We start from the raw sequence: 10,181 nt of genomic DNA, 5'->3' as shown, positions 1-10,181 counted from the left end.
TAAGTCCAAGTAACTGAATTTTCCAAAAGAGAAACTCTACACTTCGCCTCTAACACCACTTACCTTCTGCTGTATAGTTTCTACATCTAATGATGAACTTGGTAACTGAGTATCACCTGCCCCACGATGCAATTGCGTGTTTCTAACTCTCATAAACAGCTCATATTCTGATTTATCTTCTTCCATAATAGAGTACATTTGCTCTTGGCTAAGGGAGTTAACAATTTCAGATAATATTTTAACAGCTTTATTTCCCTTAATAAGAGAAGCAACCAAATCTCTGGTTGATGAGAGTTGTTCGCTTAGCTTATTTAAATAGTGTTGTTTATGAGACTCAAAGCCAGGACTATTCCACATAGAGGTAAGCATATCACTACCAGATTTAATAAAACTATCATCTGGTACAGAAACAAGTGAGTCCAATGCTCCAAACATTGATGTACTATAACCTTCAGGAGATAAATCTTCTGACTTTAAATGTTCAAATAGCTTTTTGGCACTTTCAAAGAAATAACCTGCTGTTAGCGTGCTTAACGTATAATGATACTTATTTTGCTTAAAATCCCTTTTCAATAACTCATGATACTTATCTTCATGAAGGTTACGTAGACAAAAATCAACCATTCCAACATCATCAGTAGAAAAACGTCCTTTATTATATGCTACTTCCATTAATAAATCTTCTTTCCTTTTTGGGGATACAGAACCAATTGACTGTAACTTATTCCAGAAGAATTCCAAAGCTTCAACATGCTTTTCCAGCATTGCACATTTAAAAGCGTAAACGTATGGATGCTCATTATTTAATTCTAACTGATGTTCCTGGTTATTCATAGCATGTGACCAGTAGACCATTAAAGCCCCGTTATCACATCCCTTAACTAAACTCTCTACTGGCTTATTACCTAATGTTAATTTAAATTCCTCAAAAATAGCTCTTATCTCGTCTTCAAAACAACACCAGCAGGCAATTCTGTAACGGTCAAAGGAATCAAGAAGAGATTTCTGTTCATCTTCAGTTTTCAAGTCTAACAATTTTTTCCCTAGTGCATACCTATCGAGTTTAATATAACCTAAGGTATCATCGGCTTTCCAACAAATTTCGCTTTCTAAAATTTCCTTAATAAATGGTGTTATTATTGTCCTATCCCATTCACGCAATAACGTCTGATATGTAATACAATACCTCTTAATTTCTAATTCCTTGAATCCTTTATGAGGATCGTTTTCTTTGATAGATGTTAGTAATACCTTTTGTACATTTTTGTAATCCATACTTACCGCCCTAACAAGATTTAATACATTTTAGGCATATTGCTCTACCTTTAAAACTTTGTCAATTACTATTTTAGAAAAATTTTCTAACCTAAAGTAGTCTTCAGTAAAAGGCTTAATATACAGTCTTTTGTTCACTTTTTAATTCTGTTTTTTATAAGTCTACCTTAATTATTCTTCCGCAAGTAAATCAATATTAATTCAGCAAAATATATTATTAAAATCTCAAGCAAATTAACCATTTCCAAGACCCAAAACCAGGGGCGGTGAGAAGTGTTTTTCTTGGGATGGGATGGTCTACCAAGTGATCCATACTAACTTTTTTATATGATGATTTCATTATACGCTAAAACTAGCCACATTAGCCCATCTCATCCATATCTACATATGAACTGTTTTGCCTAAGCTTATGGAAATAATTTAAATCTTCTATTTTTATAATCTTATTTTATGCTGCTTGTTCTCACAAACATGCGCACTGTTTTACGATTTAAAAAAATAAACAGTAAACAAAACAATTTGTTCCCACACTGGTTGTCATGGTATTCCTCTAAGAGCCTGTTCATAATCTTTTCAGAAGCAAAGCAGTGAAAGCCAGACCAACCATTTGTAGGCTGGTATTGAGTTTTCGCTCACAATTTTCCACAATCTTCTACATTTTTCTAACCAAGCAAAAGATCTCTCAACAACCCATCTTTTCGGCAATACAGCAAAGGTGTGTAATTCGCTCCGCTTTACTACTTCAACAGTTGCACCAATAATATCTTTTATCTGAATTGCAAAATTCTCTCCTGTATAGCCTGCATCAACCAGTATATTTTTTACTCCAGAGAGGTTTTCTTTTGCATTATCGACCATCTTCACAGCACTGCTGCGATCAGTTGTTCCTGCAGTTGTTACATAAATTGCATGTGGTAAACCTTGAGTATCAACTGCTATATGGCGTTTTATTCCTGAAATCTTTTTACCTGCATCATAGCCTTTTTCTTCAGCAGTATCTGTATTTTTAACACTTTGAGCATCAATTATGCAGAAGCTAGTTTTTTCTTTCCGACCATTGTTTTGTCGGACCACGCCAATTATTTTTTTTAACACACGCTCCAAAATACTTTCTTTATTTCCGTTTGGTTTTTCACTCCATTTTTTAAAATAGTCATAACAATTGCGCCATTTTGGAAACTCTTTTGGCAGCATTTGCCATTGACAGCCACTTTTTAGCACATAAAGCACACCGCAAAATAACTCATATAAATCCAGCCTTCTTGGCTTTTTTTTCTTTCGCACGCTTTCTAAAATTAGTCTAATCTTTTCGAATTTTTCACAACTTATGTCACTTGGATATGTATTCCTCATAGTTTACCTCATATCAACTATACCTCATCTTACCGTATTCAGAGATCGCGTACAGGCTCTTAGATGTGTAAATTTCTCATAGTTCAAGATTAACCATACACACAACTTTTTTAGAAAAGAAAATACACTAGACCTTGTACATTTGAACGTTTATAGTCCTGCTGAATGATTTATAATCGTTTGATCCTATCAGAATATTGGACCACACATCTCACACATTATGTTATCAAGTCAGTATCTAACATTATACTAGCAATAGCAATTATTATTATGTAATATTTTATATACTACACTGTTGTAAGGTAAATAAAATGGATTTCAACCTTTATATTAAAAATAACATTTTAACACTAGATGGAGTAACAGTAAATATAGGCAAATTAGTAAGTTTCTTACAGGCAAATATTCATGTTACAAGGCTTTCCTTGGAAAATAGTGAAATTGGCAACGAAGGTGTAAAATCATTGGCTAACGTCACGAGTCTTACTGAGCTTAGTTTGTCAAACAATGACATTAGCAATGAAGGTGTAGAAGCACTATCTGACTCTACAAGTCTTACCAAACTTAAATTACCGTCCAATCGTATTAGTAGTAAAGGCGTAAAAGCATTAACTAAACTTCAAAATGTTACTGAGCTTGACTTATCACGAAACGATGTTGGTGATGAAGGAGCAGAAGCATTAGCTAACCTTCAAAATCTTGTTTTTCTTAACTTAGCAGATAATCCAATTAGCGATAAAGGTGCAAAAGCACTAACTAGTCTCAAAAAACTTACTGTACTTTATTTACCGTATAATAAGGTTAGTAATGAAGGGGTAAAAGCATTAGCTAATCTTCAAAATCTTACTGAACTTTATTTATGGAACAATGAAATTGGCGATGAGGGAGCAAAAGCACTAGTTAACCTTCCTCATCTAACTGCACTCAATTTGTCATATAATAGGGTTAATCAGACAACGCTAGATAAGCTTGAAAATAAATTAGAAGACAGAGGAAGGAAAATTGAACAGGAAAGTCAAATTAAAATAGGGAAAAAGGTTGAGTTAAATGAAAATGAAATAGAAAGTTCAGTACTGAAAACTACTATAGAGGTTTTAGAAAATAATAAAGAGGAGTTATTCCAACAAGAGAAGGAATTGAATAATGTAAAAGGTAATTGTAATCAACTTTCACAAAAGAAAGCACCATTAGAGTTGCCATTTAAACAATTTAGTGAAATGCCAAAAGAAAACAGAGAAATTCAACTAATAATAAGTAGGCTAAAAAAAGAAAACATAGAATTGAGGAGTGCTATAGAGGATTTCAAAAAGCAAAATATAGGATCTAGCATGGAGAGCCAAAACTTACTCTTGAAGAAGAAAAACGCAGAACTAGAGGAATGGTGTGCAATAATAAATTCAGATAGAGACAATATTTTATCAGAGTTGAATAACTTACGAAAAGAAATGGAAGAGAAACTCGAAGAAAGGATGCTTGAAGCCTATAAAAAAAACAAAAAGTTACAACAACAGGTAAAGAGGTTAAATGAGGATCTGCAAGTTAATAATCATATAAATAATACAAATATAGAACTAACGAAATTGAATAAAAAACTAGAACTAGAAGTGGATAGTTTTTTACTCCAGTTAAATAACACAGAAAGAGAACTAAAAGATGGTAAAGTCACAATAGAAAAACTGAGAGAAGAGCTATATAAAATCCATGAAGAAAATAAAAGATTAGAACAAAAGATAAAGAAGTCAGATGAATATCAGCAAGAAGCAGTAGAGGTGTTATATGAATACCTGCAAGATGACGATTCTATTGATAATTCTACAATTAACCGCTTACAGAATGAATTAAAGGATAAAGAAAGCAAAATTCAGTTCACAGATACATTAAATGAACAGCTACAGGAAAGATTAGAGCAAAGTGTGGATTTGATAAATTGGTTAACAAGCGAGAAAAAGTATCTGGAGAATTTAGTAAAGGAATTATCACCCGATAATAATAAAGATTCACCAAAAAGCGAGGAACCTACTCATATAAGGAGTCTGTTGAATCAAAGTAAATTAGAAAATCAAGATTCGATTAGAGAGTTGAACATATTACAAAAAGGAAACAAAGATTTAAAATTTAAACTTCAAAAACATCAACCTGGAAGATCGTCATCAGAGGAGTCCAGTAAGACAAATACTAAGGTAGATAGACTTACTCAAACGGAAATTGACTATGATAGATGTGAGTGCAACCAGAGAGGAATGCATAAAAAAGACGAGTTATTAGATGAGGGTTATTATAGTTCTTTTGAGCAAGAATCAAAATGGAAATCAAGTACTGGACAAGAGTGTTCAGAAATAGGTAGCCCAAAAACAGAAGCAACTGAATTACCAGTAGATAGTTATTATGAATTCATTAAGCGAGATTTATTTTGGGCTGATAGAAGTTTGATAGATGATAAAAAATACTTAGAGGATTTAATAGATGAGTGGCTTATTCATGCACCTAACTTAAAACTGGAAGAGAGTCAAAAAGAGTTAAATCAAAAATTACTCAATAGTATTATAAAAGATTTTAATATGGGAAATTATGACTCATTTTCAAATCTTAAGCAGTTTTTAGAAAGTAACGAGAAAAATGAAGACCTCAAGCGTATTCTTAATCTAAAAAGAGGTCATCTAGGGACAACAATATTGAACGTGTTTCTCGAATGCGACGAAGTTATTCCTTCTCTTCTCAAAGCTGGTGCTGATCTAAATATGAAGGATAATAAAGGTAAAACACTTTTGCATGATACTGCTATTTATTCCAGTGGATATGAAGATGTTGGGTATCTCTTAGATGCAAAAGCTGATCCAAATATACAAGATGAAAAAGGTAACACACCTTTACACTATTATGCTGCTAAGTGTAGTGATCATAGCAGAAAAACTATGGGTTTGCTCATAAGCAAAGGAGCTGATTTAAGCATAAAAAATAACGATGGGAAAACTCCATTGCAAGTTGCAATTGATAATGACAATATTATAGGATGTTTACTAAAAAATAATCAAAAAAAATTAAGAGAGCAGTTAGGTGAAATGCTTCTCGCTACAAGTTCTGATGAAGATTGGGATAGTGCTTATGATCCAGGGGTTGAAAGTTTAAGAAAGTTTTTGAATCAATATGAAAATGACAAGGACTTAAAGATAGTTTTAAATGTTAAGGATGATAGTTCAATACTTCTTGATTGGCCATCTTGTCAATTTCCTAATGTAAAAGCCTTGCTCTTAAAAGCAGGAGCAGATGATTTTATAGGTAATAAACAAGACAATTATGAAAAATGCGATAGTTTCTTATCAGAGATTTATCAAATAAATCACCTTGCTAAACGCAATGAGTTTTCAAGTAAGGTGGTAAAAGCTAAGAGCATGATCGAATTACAAGAAGTTGTAAATGAAGTCATATCTTCTGGAATAAGATTGAATTTGGCCAAGGGTGAAGAGTGTTATTGCACAGATGAAATACTAGAAAAAATTGTTCAACTAGAAGAAAACTATGAAATTGCTAGTAATATAGTATGTACATTAATATCAAGAGGAGCAAAGTTAAAAAGGTCAAAAAGTTTAAAAGTCATTGATACAATAGAATTAAAGTTCAAAGCTCATAAAGCTAATATGATCAGGGCTCATTTAGAGTATGTTAGTAATGCTGAAGAATCTTTTAGAGTTGCAAAGGATGCTACCAGCGGTCAACTGTATGATGGAAAAATTGATAATAATGTATCTTACTTAGAATACTCAGAGGATAGTATAATAGATATTGCAAGAATCACAGATAGAACAAGAAATCTGGAACTAATTCAGGGATCATATAGAAGGGATATAATAAAAATTGGCAAAAGTGAGGTGGAAATTATAACTCAAAATGGTATAAGGAATTACACAGATCTTACAGAAGGTAGCAGTATAGTATTAACTTTCTATACCAGTTTGGGAAATATAGACGTTAGACTGTATCCTGACGTAGAAGATAAAAGCAAAATTATAGTAGAAGTGAGTAATAAAGAGGAAGTATTGGAAAAATTCAAAGGTCGCGAAGAAGAGTTAGGCAATGATTGCGAGCTTGGTAACTACTGGGTCTACGATGCTATTGAACAGGGATATTTTGAAAGATCTGGTGGATCAATGCGTCCTGAAGTAATAAGCGAGTCTAACAACAAATGGACAGAACGTGAAGAGTTAAGAAGGGATTCTATGGAGGAAATTGCTAGAAGGCATAAGTTATTACAAGATTTACGCAATATTAAGTCTAATATTGTAAAAAAGGAGAAGAATTTTGACGTAAAAACTTACCTGATAGATATCTTTAAAATTTTATCTAGGTTCTATGAAGAAAAAGGGGATATTTCTAAAACAGACTTAGCTAAAGCAGCAGAAAAGGAAAGTAAAAAATTGGGGTTAGAAGGTAAATACAACTGGAGTAAGATTTTTGGTTTAGAGGAAGAAATTATTGAAAAGGCAGAAAAACAAGGTGATAAAGAGCAAAAATCAAACATACCTGATGACTTCTATTTAGGGCACGCAATCAATAATGGAAGCTGTTTTTTTGATTCATTCAGGCAAAGTATGGAACAACAGAAGGGAATCAAAGTTACTGTAGAGCAGTTAAGGAATGAGTGTAAGAGATTTGCGCAAGACAATCCTCCAGATTGGTTTATAAGTAAAATTGGCAAGGACTTTGATGAGGTTGAAGGTGATTTCGTAAATCGTGGAATTACGTGTAACCAATATATCAATAGCATTGGAAAGAATGAATTTTGGGGACGTTCCGATGTCGAGGGCAGAGTACTTTGTAGTAAGTATGGTGTGAAATTACATGTTGCAGAGAGTAATCCATTCAATGCTACTGATGAGCAACAAGATCCATACTTGCATCAACTAATAGATAGTTCAGGATCAAGAAGTGCAGGTGAGTATAATAGGATAGATTATGATGACAATAATGTCTTACATATAGTAAATAAGGGAAGTAATCATTTTCAACCCCTACCTTATAGAAATAAGGCCTTGGCAAAACAAACGCAAGAACAAAAAGATTCCTTATGCTATTCAAGCTTGCCAAGCTGTAGTATGGATGAGTTAAAGATAGAAAAAGCATCTCATCAACAGAAGGCACTGCTTGTAAGTAGACCATAGCTTTGTATATGATTTGTTACACAGCAATGATGGGAGAAGTTTATTTAGTAAGTTGAAAAAGAAACCATTTTATTTAAAAAGTTTACTTAATGTTTATGGATTTTCAAGTACACTCTCAGATTCAAAAGGGGCTATAGATTGCTCGACATGTACTATTTCCTGGAGTTGTGTGCTGAAGTTTAGAGTATTGCCTTTTTTGATGTTTAAAGAATTTTCCTCTAAATCTACTATTACAATATGCAGCTAAAATTGGATACATCTTCTACCATTGTTGCACCTAATATGCTAAAATCTTCATCACTTATATTGATTTTCTACATAATTGATTTTGTAACATTTATTTGCTCTTCTATATCAATTTCAACATCTTTTTGTGTGGCCCTTTGTAGTAGCTCCTTTTGCAATAACCTTTTTTAATTTTCTGGCACATACTTTTTTCGATGTTTTTTCATATTGTTATTTTTATAAACGTTACGACGCTGAGCCGTAAAATTTCTCCCTTTGCTCACTCCACAGCATCGGTATTTCTCTTAAATCAACTAACCTTAAATCTCTTGGCTGCCTCCCATTTACTATATCTTCTTTAATTTTTGGTGCTAAATAATTTAACCTTAAAATTTGCTGTATACGTCTTGTACCTATATTAATTTTGGCACTCAGCTCTTTTATATTTGCGTATTTTCCTTCCTCTAGTTGCCGTTTCCATAGGTGAGCTCTCACCACTGCTTTTAGCAATGCATTATTTGTTTTTGCTTCTGGTTATACTACCGTGCATTTATTTCCTTTCTTCTTTATTGGTATAAATTTTTCCTCTGATTCAGAACTCACCTCTATTCCATCCTCTCTCACCATTACTCCTTTTATTAACTTTTTCACTACTTCTTTCTGCTTTCCAAAACTTAAATTTTTCCATTTTTCTTCGGTCTTTTCTTTCCCATTTTCATATAGCTGCTCTGTCTTTCTCATTACTTCTTTTTCCACCTCTCCTGCTACTATAGTTCTGTTTATTGATTCACAACCTTTTCCCCTTAAATGGTTATTGCACACGTAATATCGGTACCTTTTATTCTCTTTTTTTGCGTATGTCAGTGTCATATTTACACCACAGCTTTTGCACTTGATTATTCCCTTTAGCAGTGCTTCCTCATATTTTGCTTTTCTATATGGCTGATTCTTTATCAATTCCTGCGCTTTTTGCCATTTTTCCTCTTTTATTATTGCTTCATGCTTTCCTTCATACTCTTTCTCGTAATGCCTGATTTTTCCCACATATATTGGATTTGTTATTATTCTTCTCACCGTTGCCTTTTTAAAGATATCTGATTTTCCTTTCGTCCGGTATCCTTCTCTGTTTAGCTCCCTTGACAGTTCTGCCATTGACTTCAGCTCTACATACCTTTCAAATATATGCTTTACTGTCTTTGCTTCTTTCTCATTTATTATTAATTCTTTATCCTTTACATCATATCCAAGCGGCAAAGTTCCCCCCATCCACAATCCCTGCTCCTTTGATGTTGCTATTTTATTTTTTACTCTCTCTACTATCATCTCTCTTTCTAGTTGTGCTGCTCCTGATAACACTGTTTGTACGAATTTTCCCATTGGCGTATTATTGTCAAATATCTGCGTTACTGCTACAAAATTTACTCGGTGCCTTCTAAAAAATGACGTTACTTCGATGCTGTCTTTTGTTTCCCTTGAGAGCCTATCTAGCGTATATACTACTACACAATCTACTTCTCCTCCTTTAACATCTTCAAATAATTCCTTTATTGCTGGTCTTTCTAAATTCTTTCCTGAGAAACCTCCATCATCGTACCTTTTTGCCAATGCTACCCAGCCTTCTTTGCTCTTTATGTACTTCTCACATGCTACTCGCTGCGCATCAAGACTATTAAACTTTTGTTCTAGACCATCTTCATTTGACTTCCTAGTATATATCGCACATCTTACCTCTTTCAGCATTCTTTCTCCTTATCTCTCATTCCAAATAGAAGCGGCCCATTGTAGCTCATTCCCATTATTTTTCCGGCTACTGCTGATAATGATGTGAAAAATTCTTCTCGGTAGATTAAACCCTTATCTGTTACCATTACCGCATGCGTCTCTTCTCCTCTCTCTAATATTAGCTCTGTTCCTGCTACTGGCAGTTTGTCACTACTTATTCTTTTTCCCTTCTCTAGCCGATCTGCCAGATATTCTAGTCTTTTTGTCCCCTTTCTTGACATTTCTCCATACGCTTTTTCCTGCATTCTATAAGCTAATCTTGGTATCAGATATTTCTTTGAGTATCTAGGCGCCTCTTCCCCATATACCTTCTTCCATATTTTTCTCATTTCACCCAAAGGTTTTTTCTCTAAATTCATTACTTTCTTTTCTATTTCTTTCTCCATATTT

Annotated in this window: 4 protein-coding genes and 1 pseudogene; 1 reads left to right on the top strand and 4 read right to left on the bottom strand. The window is 33.5% G+C overall.

What is annotated here, in order from left to right:
• Positions 1–36 precede the first annotated feature (36 nt).
• Positions 37–1,275, bottom strand: coding sequence for a hypothetical protein (locus ACQH2O_RS04015; protein WP_264376207.1), 1,239 nt, complete (start codon positions 1,273–1,275; stop codon positions 37–39).
• Between the two features lie 562 nt (positions 1,276–1,837).
• Positions 1,838–2,628, bottom strand: a protein-coding gene (locus ACQH2O_RS04010) for an IS5 family transposase (RefSeq protein WP_425385046.1) whose coding sequence is annotated in 2 segments (ribosomal slippage) — positions 1,838–1,917 and positions 1,917–2,628 — 792 coding nt in all. Because the reading frame shifts where the segments join, the coding sequence is not laid out codon by codon here.
• Between the two features lie 311 nt (positions 2,629–2,939).
• Here ACQH2O_RS04010 and ACQH2O_RS04005 point away from each other — a divergent pair.
• On the top strand, positions 2,940–7,784 hold the full coding sequence (locus tag ACQH2O_RS04005; RefSeq protein WP_425385045.1) for an ankyrin repeat domain-containing protein: 4,845 nt from the start codon (positions 2,940–2,942) through the stop codon (positions 7,782–7,784).
• A gap of 471 nt (positions 7,785–8,255) precedes the next feature.
• Here the strand turns inward: ACQH2O_RS04005 and ACQH2O_RS04000 are convergent.
• Together ACQH2O_RS04000 and ACQH2O_RS03995 are read right to left on the bottom strand one after the other, a co-directional pair.
• A pseudogene (locus tag ACQH2O_RS04000) lies at positions 8,256–9,749 on the bottom strand (recombinase family protein).
• The gene (locus ACQH2O_RS03995; protein ID WP_425385031.1) at positions 9,743–10,177 is read right to left on the bottom strand and encodes a DUF2924 domain-containing protein; all 435 of its coding nucleotides are present in this window, start codon (positions 10,175–10,177) and stop codon (positions 9,743–9,745) included. The pseudogene ACQH2O_RS04000 and the gene ACQH2O_RS03995 overlap by 7 nt, the downstream one beginning before the upstream one ends.
• Between the last annotated feature and the right edge of the window lie 4 nt (positions 10,178–10,181).

The organism is Wolbachia endosymbiont (group B) of Schoenobius gigantella (genome assembly GCF_964031005.1).
Lineage (GTDB): Bacteria > Pseudomonadota > Alphaproteobacteria > Rickettsiales > Anaplasmataceae > Wolbachia > Wolbachia pipientis.
This window is presented reverse-complemented; position numbering and strand designations above follow the sequence as displayed.

Bases quoted from the DNA above. Each gene is read 5' to 3' on its own strand.
- ACQH2O_RS04015 (WP_264376207.1), bottom strand. From the start codon at position 1,275: ATGGATTACAAAAATGTACAAAAGGTATTACTAACATCTATCAAAGAA.
- ACQH2O_RS04005 (WP_425385045.1), top strand. From the start codon at position 2,940: ATGGATTTCAACCTTTATATTAAAAATAACATTTTAACACTAGATGGA.
- ACQH2O_RS03995 (WP_425385031.1), bottom strand. From the start codon at position 10,177: ATGGAGAAAGAAATAGAAAAGAAAGTAATGAATTTAGAGAAAAAACCT.